We start from the raw sequence: 18,685 nt of genomic DNA, 5'->3' as shown, positions 1-18,685 counted from the left end.
CCGGATGTCCAACGTAACGCGCCGTCCGCGGTCCGGGTTTCGTGGGCCGCAAACACTCAGTTCGGGCGACCCACCGGCCGGTTCGCGCGGCGGCACCCGCCGAACGGCGCCACCGTACACCGTGGGTAGGGCGTCGAGTGGGTCACTGTGACGATCACGCACCCACGGCGGAGGAGGCACCCTCCGTTTTCCGGTGCGAACGACCGCGCGGAGGTGTCCGGGATCGGACAGCCGGCGGGGTTGCGCGCCACCGGTTCAGCCGCCGGCGCCCGGCCATCCGGCCGCCGGCGCCGCCGGTGGGCGGTCACCCACCAGCTCGGCCAGCCGGGCCATCCGCCGCCGGCCGGCGATCCGGTACGCGGGTCCGCCGTCGGCCGGCTCCACGAACGCCGCCGGCAGCCCCACCGCGGCCAGCGCGGCGCGTACCCGGGGCCAGCACTCCTCGTCGGCCGGGCCCAGGCCGAGCTGGCAGCCGGCCGGGTCGACCGCCCCGGCGGCGGCGAGCCAGAGCCGCAGCCGGCGCCCGTTGAGGTGGAAGCCGGCCGGGACCTGCTTCGTCGTGCCGCGCAGCCAGGCCGTCGCGAGCGGGGCCAGCGTGGTCGCGTACGCGGTGCGCACCAGGTGCCGCCCGTCCTCGGTCGGCTCCCAGCTCGCCGGCACGCCCCGCGCCGCCAGCTCGGCCACCAGCGCGTGCACCCGCCACGCGGCGTCCACCACCACCGAGATCCGGGCGGTGCCGCCCATCCGCACCACCTCTCCCGGTCCGGCGAGCAGACCGGCCAGGTCCGCCAGGGCCGGGTCCGCCGCCTCGGTGGAGAACAGCGAGGGCTGGCGGACCGGGTCGGGGGAAGGGTGCGTCAGCGACACTCCGGGACCTCGTCGAAGGCCTCTTTGAGCTCGGACGAGTTGAGCTTGCTGGTGTCCAGCGCGCTCGCGTCGTACTCCTTGTTGAGCGTGTCCACCGCGGCCCGCACCCCGTCGTAGAAGGGCCCGGCCTGCGCGGTGTCCAGCCCGTCGATGGTGCCCCGGGCCCGGCCGTACGCGTCCCGCATCTTGCTCAGCGAGGCGCGGAACCCGGCGGAGATCTCCTCGCCGTGGTCGGTCTCCGGCACGCCGGCCTGCTCGACCTTGCGTCGGGCGGTCTCGCTGGCCTGCTCGGCCCCGGCGAAGAGGCGGACCAGGTTCTCCTTGGCCTGCGCCGGGGTGGTCTGCGCGGTCATCTGCTGCTGGGTGCTGCTGGTCAGCTTGTTGATCTCCGCGCGCCACGGGGTGAGCGCCTGGCAGACCGACGCGGCCCAGGCCCGGGGGCTGGGACCGCCGCACCCGGCGACGACGAGGCTGAGCGTGGCCAGGACCACCGTGAGCTTTCCGGCGGTTGCCGCCCCGCGGGTACGCATGCGAAGCAGCGTACGGCCTCCCGGGGGAAGTGCCACCGGTCAGGTTTCCGGCCCGGGACCTCCGAACGGGCCGGTTCCCGGCCGGCGCGAGGCCGACCGGGAACCGGCACCAGTTCGTACCCGCTCAGGCGCGGACCGGCTCCGCCCGCTCCTCCGGGCTGCCCGCGGCGTCGCCGTCGCGGTCGGAGTCGCCCATGGCGACGCCCTTGCGCTTGCTGAACACCACGGCCGCCACGATGACCAGCGCGGCCACCACGGCGATCGTGATCCGCAGGCCGGTGTTCTTGTCCTCGCCCACGCTCCAGGCCACCACGGCCGGCGCGATCAGCAGCGAGACCAGGTTCATCACCTTGAGCAGCGGGTTGATCGCCGGACCGGCGGTGTCCTTGAACGGGTCGCCGACGGTGTCGCCGATGACGGTGGCGGCGTGCGACTCGGAGCCCTTGCCGCCGTAGGCGCCGTCCTCCACCAGCTTCTTGCCGTTGTCCCAAGCGCCGCCGGAGTTGGCCAGGAAGACCGCCATCAGGGTGCCCGCCCCGATGGCACCGGCCAGATACGACGCCAGCGCGCCGGGACCGAGGCCGAAGCCGACCGCGATCGGCGCCATGATCGCCAGCAGGCCGGGGGTCATCAGCTCGCGCTGCGCATCCCGGGTGCAGATGTCGACGACCTTGCCGTACTCGGGGCGCTGGGTGCGGTCCATGATCCCGGGCAGCTCGCGGAACTGCCGGCGTACCTCCATCACCACGGCGCCGGCCGAGCGGGAGACCGCGTTGATGGCCAGGCCGGAGAAGAGGAAGACCACCGCCGCGCCGACGATCAGGCCGACCAGGTTGCGCGGGTTGGCCACGTTCAGCAGGTTGGTGATGGCGGCCTCGACGTTCTCCACCTTCGCGTCGCCGAACGCGGTCTTCAGCGTGTCGGTGTACGAGCCGAACAGCGCGGTCGCGGCCAGGACCGCGGTGGCGATGGCGATGCCCTTGGTGATCGCCTTGGTGGTGTTGCCGACCGCGTCCAGCTCGGTCAGCGTCCGCGCGCCGTGCTCGTCGATGTCGCCGGACATCTCGGCCACGCCCTGGGCGTTGTCGGAGATCGGGCCGAAGGTGTCCATGGCGACGATCACGCCGACGGTGGTGAGCAGGCCGGTGCCGGCCAGCGCGACGGCGAACAGCGACAGCGTGATGGAGCTGCCGCCGAGCAGGAACGCGCCGAACACGCCGGCGCTGATCAGCAGCGCCGAGTAGACCGCCGACTCCAGGCCGACGCTGATGCCGGCGAGGATGACGGTGGCCGCGCCGGTCTGCGAGCTCTTGCCGATGTCCTGCACCGGACGCCGGTTGGTCTCGGTGAAGTAGCCGGTGAGCGCCTGGATCGCGGCGGCCAGCACGATGCCGATCACCACCGCGCCGATGGCCAGCCCGCGGGGGCCGAACGGCGGCTCGCCGTCGGTGACGTTGAGCGTCGCCCGCCAGTTCTCGCCGAGCAGGTCCGCCCAGGTCGGCTTCAGGTAGCCGAACACGGCGATCGCCACCAGCACCGCGGAGACCAGGGCGGACAGGTAGAAGGCCCGGTTGATCGCGGTCAGCCCGTTGCGGTCGGAGGCGCGCAGCCGGGTGATGAAGACGCCGACGATCGCCACCAGCACGCCGATGGTCGAGATGATCAGCGGCAGGACCAGACCCTCGTTGCCGAACGCGGCCCGGCCCAGGATCAGCGCGGCGACCAGGGTGACGGCGTACGACTCGAACAGGTCGGCGGCCATCCCGGCGCAGTCGCCCACGTTGTCGCCCACGTTGTCGGCGATGGTCGCGGCGTTGCGCGGGTCGTCCTCGGGGATGCCCTGCTCGACCTTGCCGACCAGGTCGGCGCCGACGTCGGCGGCCTTGGTGAAGATGCCGCCACCGACCCGCATGAACATGGCGAGCAGCGCGGCACCGAAGCCGAAGCCCTCCAGCACGGTCGGGGCGTCGCCCTTGTAGAGCAGGACGACCAGCGCCGCACCGAACAGGCCGAGGCCCACGGTGAGGAAGCCGACCACGCCGCCGGTGCGGAAGGCGATCTTCATGGCGCTCTCGCGCCCGCCTTCGCGCTCCCGCGCGGCCGCGGCGACCCGCAGGTTGGCCCGGGTGGCCAGCCACATGCCGGCGCCGCCGATGAACGCGCTGAACAGGGCGCCCACCACGAAGAACGCCGACCGGCCGATCTTCACCAGGGTCTGGTTGCCGTCGGTGTCGTGCACCGGCAGCAGGAACAGCAGCACGACGGCGATCACCACGAAGATCGCCAGGGTGCGGAACTGCCGCAGCAGGTACGCGGACGCGCCCTCCTGCACCGCCCCGGAGATCTCCTGCATGTTGGTGGTTCCCGTACCGGCTGCCAGCACCGCCCTGGTCAGGGCGGCCGCGAAGACGAGCGCCACCAGCGCGATGACCGCGGCGATGACGACGTACGTCACGTTGGCTCCGGTAAGGGACAGTGCGCCGCCGTCGGCGGCCAAGGTCCCGGACATCTATGTCCTCCTGTACCGAACAACTCGCGCCGATCCGTGGAGACGCACGGACCGACGCCTGGATGCGGACTCGCAAGCGCGCGCCAACCCACCCCGGCGGACCAGCGATGAACACCCATTCCCGCTGGCTGCGGGACGGATCACTTGCTGACAACCCGGGTACTGTAGCCCTCCGACGTGTTGCGGCTCACACCGAGGGGGCACCCTTTCGCGATGATCTTCGTCGCTGTGCTATGCGAAGAAATCTGATATATGGGGCGGCCAGCACGACGAGGCCGCGTTCCCTGGGCGGGAACGCGGCCTGCGGTGGTGGGAACGTCAGGAGCGGCCGACCGGCCAGACCATCCGGACCTCGGTGCCGACGCCCTCCTCGACCGGGCGTACCTGCAGGTCCTCCACGAAGCCGGCGAGCAGGGCGAAGCCGACGCCGGTGGTCAGCGCGTCCTCGCTGAGCGACTCCTTGGCCAGCTCGTCCGGGGGCAGCGCGGCGAGACCGATGCCCGCCTCGATCGGGGCCCGGTCCACCACCCGGACCGAGTACGCCCCGTTGTCGGACATCTCCACCAGCACCAGATCGGCCAGCCCGTACTGCCGGTGCAGGGCCACCGCCCGGGTGCACGCCTCGCCGATCGCCAGGCGCACCTCGTCGAGCAGGTCCTCCCGTACGCCGGCCCGGCGGGCCACCGCGACGCCGACCAGGCGGGCGGTGCGCACGTGCACCGGGGCGGGCGAGAAGGAGAGCTTGACGGTCGCCATCATGCGCCGGCGCCGGTCGGATCGGCGCTGACCGCCGCGTCGACCGTGGGATGCAGCGGGAAGACCTGGTCCAGCGCGGTGATCCGGAAGATCTTGAGCAGCGGCTCCTTGTCGCAGACCAGGGCGAAGGAGCCGCCCGCCGAGCGGAGCCGCTTCAGGGCGCCCACCAGCACGCCGAGCCCGGTCGAGTCGAGGAAGTCCACCCGGCCCAGGTCCACCACGACCCGGCGGGCCCCGCCGTCGATCAGTTCGAGGAGCCGTTCCCGCAGGCGAGGCGCCGTGTAGACGTCCACCTCACCGCCGACCTCGAGCACCGTGTGCTCCCCCACGGCGCGAGTCGCCAGCGACAGCTCCATCGGTCCCTCCTCGGTAAGCTCTCCACGGCATCTAACCATCCCCGCCTGAACGCCCCGGTGAGTCACCGGCCGAGGCTCAACCCCCTTACCCAGGCCCCCCGCGTTTCATTTCCCGATCGTGTTCCGAAGGTGCAGGCCGTGACCTACGACAGCTTCAGCTCGGCGCGTCTACCGCCGCGCCACGACCAGAAGCCGTCGGCAGCCACCGTGCCCGCGAGCAGCGGGCCCGGGCGACCGCCCGCCGAGCTGCTGCACCGGCTGCGCGCCCGGCACTCCGCCGACCCGGTCACCCACGTCGAGCGGGTGCCGGCCCGGGTCGGGGAGCCGGCGCCGTGGCCGACGTGGGCCCCCGAGGAGCTGCGGGCGGCGTTCGCCCGGCGCGGCGTCACCGCCCCGTGGCGGCATCAGGCCGAGGCCGCCGAGCTGGCGTACGCCGGGACGCACGTGGTGGTGGCCACCGGCACGGCGTCCGGCAAGTCGCTGGCGTACCAGCTTCCGGCGCTGGGCACGCTGCTCGCCGACCCCCGTGCCACCGTGCTCTACCTGGCTCCGACCAAGGCACTCGCCGCCGACCAGTTGCGCGCCGTCGCCGGCCTCGAGCTGGAGGGGGTACGCCCCGCCTGCTACGACGGGGACACCCCGCGCGCCGAACGGGAGTGGATCCGGCGGCACTCCCGGTTCGTGCTGACCAACCCGGACATGCTGCACCACGGCATCCTGCCCGGGCACGCGAACTGGTCCGGGTTCCTGCGCCGGCTCGCGTACGTGGTGGTCGACGAGTGCCACACCTACCGGGGCGTGTTCGGCTCGCACGTGGCGCACGTGCTACGCCGGCTGCGTCGGCAGTGTGCCCGCTTCGGTAACACTCCCGTGTTCGTGCTGGCCTCGGCGACGTCGGGCGACCCGGCGACGACCGCCGGGCGGCTCACCGGGCTGCCGGTCGCGGCCGTCACCGAGGACACCTCGCCGCGCGGCGGGGTGACCTTCGCGCTGTGGGAGCCGCCGCTGCTCCCCTCGGATACGTCCTCCGATGTCGCCGACCTCGCCCCGGTCCGCCGCTCCGCGCTGCGGGAGACCGCCGACCTGCTCGCCGACAGCATCGTCGAGGGGGTCCGCACCCTCGCCTTCGTCCGGTCCCGGCGCGGTGCCGAGGTGGTCGCCGCCAACGCCCGACGCGCGCTGGACGAGGCGGTGCCCGGGCTCGGCGACCGGGTGGCCGCCTACCGGGCCGGTTACCTGCGCGAGGAACGGCGCGAGCTGGAACGCGCCCTGCTGCACGGCGACCTGCTCGGGCTCGCCTCCACCAACGCCCTCGAACTCGGCGTCGACCTGGTCGGCCTGGACGCGGTGCTGATCTGCGGCTGGCCGGGCACCCGGGCGTCACTCTGGCAGCAGGCCGGCCGGGCCGGACGCTCCGGCGACGAGGCACTCGCGGTGCTGGTGGCCCGGGACGACCCGCTCGACACCTACCTGGTGCACCATCCCGAGGCGCTGTTCGGGCGGCCCGTCGAGGCGACCGTGCTCGACCCGGCCAACCCGTACGTGCTCGCCCCGCAGCTCGCCTGCGCCGCCTTCGAGGCCCCGCTCACCCCGGCCGACCTGGAACTCTTCGGGGAGGGCGCGAAGGAGGCGGTCGAGGACCTGGTGGCCGCTGGGGCGCTGCGGCAGCGGCCGACCGGCTGGTACTGGCGGCACCGGGAGCGGCCCGAGGTGGACCTGCGCGGCGAGAACGGGGCACCGGTCTGCGTGGTGGAGGAGTCCACCGGGCGGCTGCTCGGCACGGTCGACGGCGGCTCCTCACACTTCCTGCTCCATTCCGGGGCGGTCTACCTGCACCAGGGCGTCTCGTACGTGGTCGACGCGCTCGACCTGGCGGACGGGTGCGCGCTGGTGCACGCCGAGGAGCCGGACTGGTCCACCCACGCCCGGGACGTCACCTCGCTGTCCGTGGTGTCGGTCCGGTCGTACGTGGACGCCGGGCCGGTCGGGCTCTTCCTCGGCGAGGTCGACGTGACCAGCCAGGTGGTGTCGTACCAGCGGCGGCGGATCGCCACCGGCGAGGTGATCGACACCCGGCCGCTGGACCTGCCGGCCCGGGAACTGCGTACCGTCGCCGTCTGGTTCACCCTGTCCCCCGAGTCCCTGGCGGCGGCGGGGATCGAGGCCGCCGACGTTCCGGGCGCGCTGCACGCCGCCGAGCACGCCGCGATCGGCCTGCTGCCGCTCATGGCTACCTGCGACCGCTGGGACATCGGCGGCCTGTCCACCGCGGTCCACCCGGACACCGAGGCCCCCACCGTCTTCGTCTATGACGGCCACCCGGGCGGCGCGGGCTTCGCCGAGCGGGCGTACGGGACGGCGGCGGCCTGGCTGCGCGCCACCCGGGACGCGATCGCCGAGTGTGGCTGCGAGGCGGGGTGCCCGTCCTGCGTCCAGTCTCCGAAGTGCGGCAACGGCAACAACCCGCTCTCCAAGCCGGACGCCGTCAAGGTCCTCGACGTGGTGCTCGCCAACCTGGCGGCGGCCGCTGGATCCTCTGATGAGGTGGCGGCCGGTGCCTCACCTGCCGCGGCGGCTGAGTCGTGTGCCGAGGCGGTGTCGGAGGCGGCGGCCGGTGGGAGCCGGGGCGGCGTCGGGGTGGGCCTTCCTCGGCAGGACGAGCGGTCGGCGGCTGATCAGCGGTAACCCTCAGCCCTGGCCTCCTCGTGGCGGCCGACCGGCAGCCGGTCGGGCGCCAGCGGTGGAGACGCCGAGGGCGGACGCCGAGGGCCGAGCTGTGCGAGACTCCGGCGTTGCTTATTGAAGGAGATCACGTGCAGCTCGACCGCTTGCAGACCCAGCACCAGTTCATCGTCCGGCAGCGGATCCGGATGATGGTCAACCAGTACGAGGTCCACGCCATGGCGCCGGACGGCTCGGAAGGCGAGCTGCTCGCTTTCGCGCAGCAGAAGCGGCTCGCGTTCAAGGAGCAGGTGACCATCTACACCGACGACGCCAAGCAGCACCCCCTGCTCGGCTTCAAGGCCCGCCAGCGGCTCGACCTCGGCGCCACGTACGACGTGACGGACCACGCCGGCACCCCGATCGGCCTGTTCCGCAAGGACTTTGCCCAGTCGCTGCTGCGGTCCACCTGGCACGTCGAGCAGCCCGGCCTGCCGCCGATCACCGGGCAGGAGCGCAGCATGCCGGTGGCGCTGCTGCGCCGGTTCGTCGACTCGCTCTCCTGGCTGCCGTACCACTTCGACTTCGTCGCCGGCGGCCAGCCGGTGTTCTCGGTCGACAAGAAGTGGGGCCTGCGCGACCGGTACGTCGTCGACATCCAGCACCCGCAGATCGACCGGCGGCTGGTCATCGCCATGGCGGTCGGCCTGGACGCCCTGCAGTCCCGCTGACGCCGCCTCGCCGGCTGTCGGGCGACGTCGGGCTGGGCGGCCCGGGTGCTCCCGCACCGCCCAGCCCCGCCGCGGCTCGGGGATCAGCGCGGCCAGCAGGCTCACCTCCTCGGCCTCTGCCATCGCCTGGTCGGCGAAAGTTCATGGCACTTCCCTTCGCTCCGGATGCGGTCAGCCGCGGACCGGACCCGCTCGCGACGTCGCGGTGGCGGCGCGGGTGAGCCACGGCACCGGAGCCACCTCGACCTCCGTCGTGACGATCACGTCGAGGCCGTCCAGACGGCAGGCCACCAGCCGGCCCCCGTTGGCGCGGGCCAACTCGTCGGCCCGTGCGCACGCGACGCCGTCGCCGTCGAGCGCCCGCCCGGCACCCGCCAGGGCCCCGAAGTCGGCGGCGTTCCGCGCCTGGTGACGCGCCGTCCGGGCCGCGCCGAGCGCCGCGCCGAACAGTCCGACCAGCACGAACACCAGACCGACCGCAAGCAGGCAGACGGTCGCTCCGCCCCGGTCAGCCGACCCCCCGGCGGCGATGCCGTCCTGGTCGAGCCGGCCTGGTTCGACCCGGCCCAGCATGCCAACCGGCCGGTTGGATCCGCCGGTCGCGGGTAGCCGCCGCCGGCGGATCGCCTCGGCCCGCGTCACCCGCCCGGCCGCCCGCCCGCCGGCGCGGGCCGGGCGACGCCACGGCTGGCGGCTCCTCACGGCCGTGGGCCCGGCGTACCAGGCTCGACGGCGGCCACCGCGCTGCCCGACACGGTTATCCGGGGCAGCAGCCCGCCGAGCGTACGGACGGGTGCCCGGACGGTCGCGGTGACCTGATCGCCGGTCGCGGTGACCGAGATCTCGGCGCCGGCGGGGGCGTACCGGGTGCCGACTGCCGACCCGGACCCGCCTCGGGAGGCGGCGAGTGCCGCCTCCCGGGCCGCGTCCAGGCAACCGGCCCGGGTGGTCACCGCGTTGACCGCGGTGAGGCCGACGAACAGCAGCAGGACCAGCGCCGGCAGGCCGGCCGCCAACTCGGCGGTGAACGAGCCACGCTCCCCGGCACCCCACGGCTGCCCGGAGGCGGCGATGGCGGCCGTCGAGCCTCCGCCGCGCGAACGGCCGGCCCGGAGGCGGACGCCGGTCGCATACGGCTTCGCGGAGGCCCGACACGGGAAGCCCGAGCGCGGACCGCTCCGACGGCGGCCGGCCCACCGGCGCCCGGTCACTTCAGTGCCCGGTCGATGACGGCGGTGAGCGCGGACTGCACGTTGCCGGAGGTGAGCACCTTCAGCAGGATGCCGGCGAAGGCCACGGCGGCGAGGGTGCCGACGGCGTACTCGGCCGTGTTCATCCCGGCGTCTCCGCGCAGGCGGGCGAGGAGTTTGCGCATTCGTTCTCCCTTTCTCCTGGGTTCAGAGCACATCGCCGAGGACGGCGACGATCACCGGCACCAGACCGGCGAGAATGAAGGCGGGCAGGAAACAGAGCCCGAGCGGCAGGACGATGAGGACACCCGCCCGCCGGGCCGCCGCCTCCGCCGCGGTGGCGCGATCGGATCGCAGGTCGTCGGCGAGGCGGGTGAGCGCGCCGGCCAGCGCGGCACCGCTGTTGGACGAGCGGACCGCTGCGGCCACCAGGCGTTCCGCACCGGACACCGGGTGCAGGTGCGCCCACCCCTCCGCTGCCGTCCCGCCCAGCTCCAGCGTTCGGCCCACCCGGCCGAGCCGGTCGCCGAGGGGCCCGCCCAGCGCCTCGGCGACCGCCAGCACCGACCGGTCGACCGGCGCACCCGCCCGCAGCGCGGCCGCGAGCAGGTCGGCGGCGAGCGGCAGGTCGGCGGTCTCCCGGAGCCGCCGGTCACGGACGGCCCGCGGCTCGATCCGGCGCAGCAGCCGATCCGCGGCCAGGCCGGCCAGCGGCCCGACGAACAGGCCGGCCCAGCCTCCGAGCACGATCAGCACGGCCAGCCCGGCCAGCGCCGCGCCGAGCCGGATGCGGTCCGGCCACCAGGGCGGGCGGCGGCGCGCCGTCGCCCGCGGCACGAGCCGGCGGAGCCGTCGTACCGGACGGGCAACCGGTCCACCGGCCATCACCACGAGCAGAGCCGCTCCGGCCAGGCAGCCCGCGGCCACCACCTGCCGGGACATCAGCCGGCCCGCCCCGGCACCGTACCGAGCCGTTCGGCCCAGAGCAGCCCACCGATCTGCAACGCGACCGCCGCGACGGCGCTGCCCCCGCCGACCGTCGTGTTCAGGAGCACCGCTACCGGGTCGACGCCGATGGCGTAGCCCAGCCCGATGCCGCCGAGCGGCAGCGCGGCGAGCAGCCATGCGGTCGCCCGAGCGCCGGCCGCCTGCGCGGCGGCTGCGGCGAGGCCACGGTCGGCCGCCCGGGCGTCGGCCTCGACGCGTTCGAGCAGCTCGGCCAGGGGTGCTCCGGTACGGTCGGCCAGCCGCACGGCCGCCCGGGCCATCCGGGCGATTCGGCGCGGGCCACCGGCCAGGCCGGGTGAGTCGGGCAGGCCGGGCGTGGCCATCCCCGGGCCGGTGCCCTCGCCGAGCCCGGCCCCGACCGGCAGGCCGGCGCGCAGATCGGCCGCGAGGGCGCAGAGCTGGTCCAGGTCATGGCGATGGGCCCGGTCGGCCGCCTGGTGGGCGTGCCGACGCCGAACCGCCCGGGCCGCGAGCCCCCCGTAGGCGGCCAGCACCACCCCGGCCACCGGCCCGCCCAGCACGGCACCGGTCCCGCCACCCAGCACGACTGCCAGCAGCTGCACCTGGCCGGTCCCGGTCCGGACTCGCCGTACCCGACGGACGGCGGCAGCGAGGAACCGATCCGGTGAGCCTCCGGGAGCCAACTCGACGAGCGAGGCGATCGGGTGGGCCGGATCGTGCCGCCCCGGTGGCCGGGTTGGCAGCGGCCGGGTCACCGCGGCGGCTCGGCCGCGACGTCCGGCGAGCCGGGGCCCGCCGGCCGGCCCGCGCGAAGGGACACCCGAGGCTCGGTGCATGGGCGACATCCGGCCCGCCCCGGGAGGTCGTCCCGACCCGAGGACGGCGCGCCGCCGTGCCCGGCCGGCGCGTACCGGCCAGGCCACCGCCGTCGCGGCGACGACCAGGAGTACGGCAACCAGCCACACCTGGCCGGTCACGACGGGCCCGCCGAGCCCGGCCAGGAGGCGCAGAGGATCGGAGGTACGGTCACGCCCCTGTCCTTCAGCAGTGCGCCGAGCGGCCGGGCGGCGAGGCCGAGCCCGCGTCCGCGTAACCAGGCGGGAACCACGGTGACCAGGCGGTCCGGCCCCTCGGGGATCAGCAGGCTGACGGATTCCAGCACCCGCCCCTCGGCGGTGCGCCGCATGTGGAGGAGGACCTGGAGCGCCGCGGCGACCTGGGCGTGCAGGGCGGCCCGGGGCAGGCCACCGAGCAGCCCGAGCGCCTCCAACCGGGCCGGTACGTCCGTCGGGGCGTTGGCGTGCAGGGTCCCGGCACCGCCGTCGTGGCCGGTGTTCAACGCGGCGAGCAGGTCGACCACCTCCGAGCCCCGGCACTCACCGACCACCAGCCGATCCGGCCGCATCCGTAGCGCCTGCCGGACCAGGTCGCTCAGCCCGACCGCCCCGGCGCCTTCCACGTTGGACGTACGGGCCTGCAGGCCGATCACGTGCGGGTGCACGGGGCGCAGCTCGGCGGCGTCCTCGACGAGCACGATCCGTTCCGTACCGGGCACCAGCGCGAGCAGCGTGTTGAGCAGGGTGGTCTTGCCGGAACCGGTGCCGCCGGTGACCAGGTACGCCAGCCGGGCCGCCACGAGGGCGGCGAGCAGCGGAGCCACCGGCCGGGGCACGGTGCCCTGCCGGACCAGCTCGTCGAGGGTGAACGGTCGCTGCCGGAAGGTGCGCAGGGAGAGGTACGGGCCGTCGGTGGCCACCGGTGACAGCACGGCGTGCAGCCGCGTGCCGTCCGGCAGCCGGGCGTCCGCGCACGGCGAGGCGTCGTCGAGACGGCGTCCGGCGGCAGCGATGAGGCGCTGCGCCAGCCGGCGCACGTCGTCGACCGAGCCGAGCGGCACGGCAACCTGGTGCAGCCCCCGTCCTCGGTCGACCCACACCCGGGTGCCGTTCACCAGCACGTCGGTGACCTGCGGATCGGCCAGCAACGGGGCGAGCGGGCCGGCGCCGACCAGATCGTCGTGCACCCGGTCGGCGATCCTCAGCAGGGCGGTGTCGCCGAGCACGGCGCTGCCCGGCTCGGCGCGTACGGCCGAGACGACCGCGGCGGGAGTGACCCGAGTGGCCTCGGCGGCGAACCGCTGCCGGACGCGGACCGCGAGCTCCTCGGAATCGGCCGGCCCGGTCATGCCGCACCCGTCGCCGGCACGTCGGTCAGCTCGCCGAGGATTCGCTGGCACAGGGCGGCGAGCGGGCCCTTCCCGTCGGCGGCGGGCGCCTCGCCCCGTTCCAGCCCTCGGCAGAGCCCCGGTTCGGGCCGGAGCGTGCCGGCCAGCGGCAGACCGAGCGCCCTGGCCACCTCGGTGGCCTTGAGCCGGCCGGGCGCCGGACCGCGCACGACCACCGACAGGTCGGCGCAGTGCGGGGCGGCCACGGCGACCACCCGGGCCGCGGCGGCCGTGGCCCGCAGCTCGGCCGGTACGACCACCAGGGACCGGTCCGCCGCCTGCAACGCGACGACGGCCGCGTCGTCCAGGTGCCGGGGCAGGTCGAGAACCACGACGTCGCGGCCCCGGCGGGCGGCGTCGACAGTGGCGGCCATCGCCTCGGCCGGCAGGTGCAGCAGGTCGCCCCGGTCCCAGGAGAGCACCACCAGGTCACCCCGGCTGGGCAGGGCGCGGACGAGTGACGGCGGGTCGACCCGGCCGTCGGTGCCGGTGAACCCGGGCCAGCGCAGCCCTTCCAGCTGCTCCCAGCCGAGCACCAGGTCGAGGCCGCCGCCGAGCGGGTCGGCGTCCACCAGCAGGGTGCGCAACCGGGCCCGGGCGGCGGTGACGGCGAGACCGCCGGCCAGCACGCTGGCTCCCGCGCCGCCGCGTCCGCCGAGCACGGCCAGGACGCGCGCCCCGCCGGGGCCCGGCCGATCACCCGCGCACTCGGCGAACCGGTCGACCAGCCACGGTTCGGCAGCGGGCAGGGTCGCGACGTGCTCGGCGCCGATCAGCTCGGCGATCTCCGTACCCGGGTCGAGGTGGCCGGACCGGCCGACCAGCACCGTGCGGGCCCGGCGCGGCAGCCGGGCCCGCAGGCAGGCCTGTGCCTGGTCGGCGCCGACGAGCACCAGCGGGGCCGGTGCCCAGCGGGCCCGTGCGGCGGCCGGGTCGGCGGCCAGCTCGACCTCGGTGCCGCCCGCTGCGGCGAGCCGGAGCAACTCGTCGAGCAGCTCACCGTCGGCGGTGACCAGCAGGGGAAGGCGGCGGTACGCGGGAAGCGGGGTACGGGGCGGCATGGCGGCCTCCAGCGGTCGGACTCGGACGGGCCGGTCGGAAGCCTGCCGGGGCGGGACGGGCCATGATGCGCGTCGGCGATCCCCTGTGGACGGCGAGGGCAGCTGTGGACAGGCCACGCCGGGCGAGTCGATCTGCTATGAGCGCCGGGAGCAGGGCAACGCGGCCGCCGACGGCGCGGCGGTCAGCGAGGGTCTGAAAGGTGATCCCGGTGGTCACCCAGTTCGCCCGGCCGCCACCTGGCTGCACCGGCGGCCGAACGGGCTCCGCCCGACTCCCGGGCCGGCGGTCAACCAGGAAGCCGGCCACCGGACGAGGACGAGGACGGCCGGTGACCTACGGTGGAGCAGCGCTCCCAGAATGGGACGACCCCCGTCGGGGGGAGACGGGGGTCGTCGTGAGGTTCGGCTCCGGGGGGGTCGAGCCGAACCCGCTCAGCGGTCACGGGGGGTGCAACCGCCGAGGGCCTTCCAGACGATGAGACGTGAACTCTCATCGCGAGCACAAGCATGCCGCAGCGGACCGGTATACGTCGAGTGGTGTCCGCTCCACACACCGCTAATTCGCATTCGCAGAGTGTGACGGCCGTCACTCAGGGCAGCGCCCCGCGGGCCGCGCTCTCGCCGGCGACCCCGGGGCCACGCTGGCCGTCGCCCCTCGGGCTAGACTTTCGCGCCGTGGGCCGAAGCGCCGCTTTCTTCGATCTCGACAAGACCGTCATCGCCAAGTCGAGCGCACTGGCGTTCGGTCGGCCGTTCTACCGGGACGGGCTGATCACCCGGCGTGACGTGGTCAAGTCGGCGTACGCGCAGCTGATGTTCCGGCTGGGCGGCACCGACGAGCAGACCATGGCCCGGACCCGGGACTATCTCGCCACGCTCTGCAAGGGCTGGCAGGTGGAACAGGTCCGCCAGATCGTCGCGGAGACGCTGCACGAGCTGATCAACCCCTACGTGTACGCCGAGGCCGCCGCCCTCATCGAGGAGCACCAGGCCGCCGGGCGGGACGTGGTGCTGGTCTCCGCCTCCGGCGAGGAGATGGTCCGGCCGATCGGCGAGCTGCTCGGGGTCACCGACGTGATCGCCACCCGGATGACGGTCGAGGACGGCCGCTACAGCGGTGAGGTCGAGTTCTACGCGGCCGGCCCCAGCAAGGTCGACGCAGTCGGCGAGCTGGCCGTCGAGCGCGGCTACGACCTGGCCGACTCGTACGCCTACTCCGACTCGTACAGCGACCGGCCGCTGTTGGAGTGCGTGGGGCACCCGACCGCGGTGAACCCGGACCGGGCCCTGCGCAAGCTGGCGGTGGAGAACTCGTGGCCGGTGCTGGAGTTCCGGCACCCGGTCCCGCTGGGCCGGCGGCTGCGCGAGCGTCCCGCCGTGCCGGTCGCCGCGGCGGCCCTCGGCGTCGGCGTCGGGGTGGCCATCGGCATCGCCTGGTACGGCCGGCACCGTCGCACCCGTGCCACCACCCCCACCACCTGACTCCGCCTCCCCACCCCGCGCCCACCGGTTCGACCGCGCACTTTCGGGGAAAGTGCGGCCTCCCGGCGTCGGATAGCACCACTTTCGGCGAAAATGCGCGGATGCCGCACGCGCGGAGCGCACCGCGCGGAGCGCACCGCGCGGGGTGCGGGTCAGGAGGCGGCGAGGATTTCGTCGCCGATGAGGGCGATCTGGTCCGCGCCGACCTCGACTGCGGCCATGTAGTGGCGGAGCCAGGAGCGCAGCCCGTCCGGGGTGCCGGTGGCGAAGGCACCGGCCGCGCCGACGTACTCGGGTTCCCGCTCCCGGTGCCCGACGTCGACGGCGACCAGCCCACGCGGGTCGAAACCGGTGGAGATGAGCACCAGCCGGGCGGCGGCCCGGGCCACCACCCCGGACGGGCCGGCGAACGGGCGCAGGTTCAGCAGTTCGCCGTGGACCACGGCGGCCAGCACCAGCGGCGGTACCCGGGTGCCGCCGGCGACCAGCCCGGCCAGCCCGTCGAGGCGCGCCGCGACCACCGGGTCGGACACCGGCCGACCCAGCTCGGACTCGGCCACGACGTCCCGGGCGGCGAGGACGTGCAACCTCGCGAGGGCCTGCCGGGGAGCTTTCGGCCAGAGTTCGCTCAGCCCGGGCAGGGCCCCGGCCACCCGCAGCGCCCCCTGCAGCACCGGGTCGGTGACCGTGCCGGCGCGTACCTCCTCACGGTCCTGCACCCGGCCCTCCAGTGCGGCGCTGGCCACGGCGGAGCGGAGGCTGACCTCGGCGGCGACCTGACCACCGTGGCGGCGCAGCGCGCGGTGCCGGTGCGCCTGGTCGACCCGGTCGCGGGCCTGCTCGACGGCGGGCGCGATGTCGGCGAGCGCGAGCAGCGGGGCGAGCGGATCGGTGGTCACCCCGCCACGCTATCCACCCCGCCACCCTGGCTGGGCACCCGCCCGCCCGGATGGCCATCCGGCCGCCGTGATCGACACCGGTTGCGGTGACCCGCGCGCTCAGCTACCCGGGACACGCCCACATGCCGCATCCCGCGACCGCCATGCCGAGCCCCGCTGGCCCAAGGCCCGCCCCCCGCCGCCCCGGGCCAGCGCCGCACGAGACGGGCGGGACCGAGCGCGCCACCCGGCGCGCGCCGCGGGCCGCTGGGCGCGCGGGGCCGGACCAGGCTGTCGCGGGGCGGCCACCGCGCGACTAACCTCAGCGGCGTACGAGACGCAGGTCACGCGATGAAGGAGCACCGCATGAGCGAGGCACTGGCCAACTTGCTGAACGAGACGCGGCAGTTCCCGCCGCCGGCCGAACTCGCCGCGAACGCCAACGTCAAGGCCGACGCGTACGCCGAGGCCGAGGGCGACCGGCTCGGGTTCTGGGAGCGCCAGGCCGGCCGGTTGACCTGGGCGAAGCAGTGGGACCAGGTGCTCGACTGGTCAAACGCGCCGTTCGCGAAGTGGTTCGTGGGCGGCCAGCTCAACGTGGCGTACAACTGCCTGGACCGGCACGTCGAGGCCGGCCGGGGCGACAAGGTGGCGATCCACTGGGAGGGCGAGCCGGGTGACACCCGCACCCTCACCTACGCCGACCTGCACCAGCTGACCTGCCAGGCGGCCAACGCGCTGACCGACCTGGGGGTCACCGCCGGCGATCGGGTGGCGATCTACCTGCCGATGATCCCGGAGGCGGCGGCCGCCATGCTGGCCTGCGCCCGGATCGGCGCCACGCACAGCGTGGTCTTCGGCGGCTTCTCCGCGGACGCGCTGACCAACCGGATCCAGGACGCCAGCGCCAAGGTCGTGATCACCGCCGACGGCGGCTACCGACGGGGCAAGCCGTCGGCGCTGAAGCCGACCGTTGACGAGGCGGTGGCGAAGTGCCCGTCGGTGGAGCACGTGCTGGTGGTCCGCCGCACCGGCGAGGACGTCGCCTGGTCGGAGAAGGACCACTGGTGGCACGAGACGGTGGAGACCGCCGCGCCGGAGCACGTCGCGCAGCCGTTCGACGCCGAGCACCCGCTCTTCATCCTCTACACCAGCGGCACCACCGCCCGGCCGAAGGGCATCCTGCACACCACCGGCGGCTACCTGACCCAGACGTCGTACACCACGCACGCGGTGTTCGACGTCAAGCCGGAGACCGACGTCTACTGGTGCACCGCCGACATCGGCTGGGTGACGGGCCACTCCTACATCGTCTACGGCCCGCTCTCCAACGGCGCCACCCAGGTGATGTACGAGGGCACCCCGGACACCCCGCACAAGGGCCGGTTCTGGGAGATCGTCGACAAGTACAAGGTCACCATCCTGTACACGGCGCCGACCCTGATCCGCACCATGATGAAGTGGGGCGAGGACATCCCGGCCGGCTACGACCTGTCCTCGCTGCGGCTGCTCGGCAGCGTCGGCGAGCCGATCAACCCGGAGGCGTGGATCTGGTACCGCCAGCACGTCGGCCGGGGTCAACTGCCGGTCGTCGACACCTGGTGGCAGACCGAGACCGGCTCGATCATGATCTCGCCGCTGCCGGGCGTCACCGAGGCCAAGCCGGGCTCGGCGATGACCGCGCTGCCCGGCATCGTCGCCGACGTGGTAGACGACCAGGGCCAGTCGGTGCCGAACGGCGGCGGTGGCTACCTGGTGCTCACGGAGCCGTGGCCGTCGATGCTGCGCACCATCTGGGGCGACGACAACCGGTTCATCGAGACTTACTGGTCGCGGTTCGGGGCCGGCGCCAATGCCGGCGACGAGTGGGTCTACTTCGCCGGTGACGGGGCGAAGAAGGACAACGACGGGCACATCTGGCTGCTCGGCCGGGTCGACGACGTGATGCTGGTGTCCGGGCACAACATCTCCACCACCGAGGTGGAGTCTGCGCTGGTCAGCCACCCGTCGGTGGCCGAGGCGGCGGTGGTCGGCGCGACCGACCCGACCACCGGCCAGGCGATCGTCGCGTTCGCCATCCCGCGGGGCACCGCGGAGACCTCGGGCGAGGCCGGCGAGCAGCTCATCGCCGAGCTGCGCAACCACGTGGCGAAGACGCTCGGCCCGATCGCCAAGCCGCGGCAGATCATGCTGGTGCCCGAGCTGCCGAAGACCCGCTCCGGCAAGATCATGCGCCGGCTGCTGCGCGACGTCGCGGAGCACCGCTCGCTCGGCGACGTGACCACGCTGCAGGACTCCTCGGTGATGGAGCTGATCGCCTCGGGCATGGGTGGCGGCAAGTCCGACGAGGACTGACCGCGGGAAGCATCCTGGGTGGGTGGTGTCCTCCTCGCTGGGGGGCGCCACCCACCTGCCGTCTGGCGGCCCGGCCCGCTCGGTCGACAGGCGAGGGAGAACCGACCGGATCATCG

17 protein-coding genes are annotated in these 18,685 nt (G+C 74.4%); 4 read left to right on the top strand and 13 right to left on the bottom strand.

All coding sequences use genetic code 11. The features are described 5' to 3' along the window. Nucleotides 1–255: 255 nt before the first annotated feature. From ACFYM6_RS03065 to ACFYM6_RS03045, 5 genes are all read right to left on the bottom strand, one after another. A complete protein-coding gene (locus tag ACFYM6_RS03065; protein ID WP_387271657.1) occupies nucleotides 256–867 on the bottom strand; it encodes a hypothetical protein in 612 nt (203 codons plus the stop codon). Beyond that, complete coding sequence (locus ACFYM6_RS03060) at nucleotides 858–1,397, bottom strand: hypothetical protein (RefSeq protein WP_387271655.1); 540 nt, start codon at nucleotides 1,395–1,397, stop codon at nucleotides 858–860. Before ACFYM6_RS03060 ends, ACFYM6_RS03065 begins: the two co-directional genes overlap by 10 nt. Before the next feature lie 124 nt (nucleotides 1,398–1,521). Continuing rightward, on the bottom strand, nucleotides 1,522–3,906 hold the full coding sequence (locus tag ACFYM6_RS03055) for a sodium-translocating pyrophosphatase (protein WP_387271653.1): 2,385 nt from the start codon (nucleotides 3,904–3,906) through the stop codon (nucleotides 1,522–1,524). A gap of 318 nt (nucleotides 3,907–4,224) precedes the next feature. Further along, nucleotides 4,225–4,665: an ATP-binding protein gene (locus ACFYM6_RS03050; protein WP_387271651.1), complete on the bottom strand. Its 441-nt coding sequence runs from the start codon at nucleotides 4,663–4,665 to the stop codon at nucleotides 4,225–4,227. Continuing rightward, nucleotides 4,662–5,018, bottom strand: a complete 357-nt coding sequence (locus tag ACFYM6_RS03045) for an STAS domain-containing protein (protein WP_387271649.1) — start codon at nucleotides 5,016–5,018, stop codon at nucleotides 4,662–4,664. The genes ACFYM6_RS03050 and ACFYM6_RS03045 overlap by 4 nt, the downstream gene beginning before the upstream one ends. Nucleotides 5,019–5,147: 129 nt before the next feature. On the opposite strand from ACFYM6_RS03045, the gene ACFYM6_RS03040 reads away from it, so the two are divergent. Both ACFYM6_RS03040 and ACFYM6_RS03035 read left to right on the top strand, forming a co-directional pair. Continuing rightward, nucleotides 5,148–7,703: a DEAD/DEAH box helicase gene (locus ACFYM6_RS03040; RefSeq protein WP_387271647.1), complete on the top strand. Its 2,556-nt coding sequence runs from the start codon at nucleotides 5,148–5,150 to the stop codon at nucleotides 7,701–7,703. Between the two features lie 128 nt (nucleotides 7,704–7,831). Further along, nucleotides 7,832–8,410 carry a hypothetical protein gene (locus tag ACFYM6_RS03035; protein WP_357442133.1) on the top strand — a complete coding sequence of 193 codons (579 nt, stop codon included), beginning with the start codon at nucleotides 7,832–7,834 and terminating at the stop codon, nucleotides 8,408–8,410. Nucleotides 8,411–8,581: 171 nt separating this feature from the next. On the opposite strand, the gene ACFYM6_RS03030 is transcribed toward ACFYM6_RS03035, so the two are convergent. The 7 genes from ACFYM6_RS03030 to ssd form a co-directional block, all read right to left on the bottom strand. Next, entirely contained in the window at nucleotides 8,582–8,983 is a 402-nt protein-coding gene (locus ACFYM6_RS03030; protein ID WP_387271867.1) for an Rv3654c family TadE-like protein, read from the bottom strand. 125 nt (nucleotides 8,984–9,108) lie between these two features. After that, complete coding sequence (locus tag ACFYM6_RS03025) at nucleotides 9,109–9,483, bottom strand: TadE family type IV pilus minor pilin (protein WP_387271865.1); 375 nt, start codon at nucleotides 9,481–9,483, stop codon at nucleotides 9,109–9,111. Between the two features lie 134 nt (nucleotides 9,484–9,617). Beyond that, a complete protein-coding gene (locus tag ACFYM6_RS03020; protein WP_076470820.1) occupies nucleotides 9,618–9,785 on the bottom strand; it encodes a DUF4244 domain-containing protein in 168 nt (55 codons plus the stop codon). 22 nt (nucleotides 9,786–9,807) lie between these two features. Then, the gene (locus ACFYM6_RS03015) at nucleotides 9,808–10,542 is read right to left on the bottom strand and encodes a type II secretion system F family protein (RefSeq protein WP_387271644.1); all 735 of its coding nucleotides are present in this window, start codon (nucleotides 10,540–10,542) and stop codon (nucleotides 9,808–9,810) included. Further along, a complete protein-coding gene (locus tag ACFYM6_RS03010) occupies nucleotides 10,542–11,546 on the bottom strand; it encodes a hypothetical protein (protein WP_387271642.1) in 1,005 nt (334 codons plus the stop codon). Before ACFYM6_RS03010 ends, ACFYM6_RS03015 begins: the two co-directional genes overlap by 1 nt. Then, the gene (locus ACFYM6_RS03005; RefSeq protein ID WP_387271640.1) at nucleotides 11,543–12,754 is read right to left on the bottom strand and encodes a TadA family conjugal transfer-associated ATPase; all 1,212 of its coding nucleotides are present in this window, start codon (nucleotides 12,752–12,754) and stop codon (nucleotides 11,543–11,545) included. The genes ACFYM6_RS03010 and ACFYM6_RS03005 overlap by 4 nt, the downstream gene beginning before the upstream one ends. After that, a complete protein-coding gene (gene ssd, locus ACFYM6_RS03000; protein WP_387271638.1) occupies nucleotides 12,751–13,854 on the bottom strand; it encodes a septum site-determining protein Ssd in 1,104 nt (367 codons plus the stop codon). Before ssd ends, ACFYM6_RS03005 begins: the two co-directional genes overlap by 4 nt. A 675-nt stretch (nucleotides 13,855–14,529) precedes the next feature. Here ssd and ACFYM6_RS02995 point away from each other — a divergent pair. After that, on the top strand, nucleotides 14,530–15,336 hold the full coding sequence (locus ACFYM6_RS02995; RefSeq protein WP_387271636.1) for an HAD family hydrolase: 807 nt from the start codon (nucleotides 14,530–14,532) through the stop codon (nucleotides 15,334–15,336). Between the two features lie 152 nt (nucleotides 15,337–15,488). Here ACFYM6_RS02995 and ACFYM6_RS02990 read toward each other — a convergent pair whose 3' ends face one another. Then, nucleotides 15,489–16,235, bottom strand: a complete 747-nt coding sequence (locus ACFYM6_RS02990; RefSeq protein WP_387271634.1) for an oxidoreductase — start codon at nucleotides 16,233–16,235, stop codon at nucleotides 15,489–15,491. 345 nt (nucleotides 16,236–16,580) lie between these two features. Here ACFYM6_RS02990 and acs point away from each other — a divergent pair, with 345 nt between their 5' ends. After that, entirely contained in the window at nucleotides 16,581–18,569 is a 1,989-nt protein-coding gene (acs, locus tag ACFYM6_RS02985) for an acetate--CoA ligase (protein ID WP_387271632.1), read from the top strand. Nucleotides 18,570–18,685 lie beyond the last annotated feature (116 nt).

It is taken from the genome of Micromonospora sp. NPDC006431, from assembly GCF_042870725.1.
Lineage (GTDB): Bacteria > Actinomycetota > Actinomycetes > Mycobacteriales > Micromonosporaceae > Micromonospora.
This window is presented reverse-complemented; position numbering and strand designations above follow the sequence as displayed.

Coding starts and splice junctions, on each gene's coding strand:
- ACFYM6_RS03060 (WP_387271655.1), bottom strand. CDS start 1,397: ATGCGTACCCGCGGGGCGGCAACCGCCGGAAAGCTCACGGTGGTCCTG.
- ACFYM6_RS03055 (WP_387271653.1), bottom strand. CDS start 3,906: ATGTCCGGGACCTTGGCCGCCGACGGCGGCGCACTGTCCCTTACCGGA.
- ACFYM6_RS03050 (WP_387271651.1), bottom strand. CDS start 4,665: ATGATGGCGACCGTCAAGCTCTCCTTCTCGCCCGCCCCGGTGCACGTG.
- ACFYM6_RS03045 (WP_387271649.1), bottom strand. CDS start 5,018: ATGGAGCTGTCGCTGGCGACTCGCGCCGTGGGGGAGCACACGGTGCTC.
- ACFYM6_RS03030 (WP_387271867.1), bottom strand. CDS start 8,983: ATGCTGGGCCGGGTCGAACCAGGCCGGCTCGACCAGGACGGCATCGCC.
- ACFYM6_RS03020 (WP_076470820.1), bottom strand. CDS start 9,785: ATGCGCAAACTCCTCGCCCGCCTGCGCGGAGACGCCGGGATGAACACG.
- ACFYM6_RS03015 (WP_387271644.1), bottom strand. CDS start 10,542: ATGTCCCGGCAGGTGGTGGCCGCGGGCTGCCTGGCCGGAGCGGCTCTG.
- ACFYM6_RS03005 (WP_387271640.1), bottom strand. CDS start 12,754: ATGACCGGGCCGGCCGATTCCGAGGAGCTCGCGGTCCGCGTCCGGCAG.
- ssd (WP_387271638.1), bottom strand. CDS start 13,854: ATGCCGCCCCGTACCCCGCTTCCCGCGTACCGCCGCCTTCCCCTGCTG.
- acs (WP_387271632.1), top strand. CDS start 16,581: ATGAGCGAGGCACTGGCCAACTTGCTGAACGAGACGCGGCAGTTCCCG.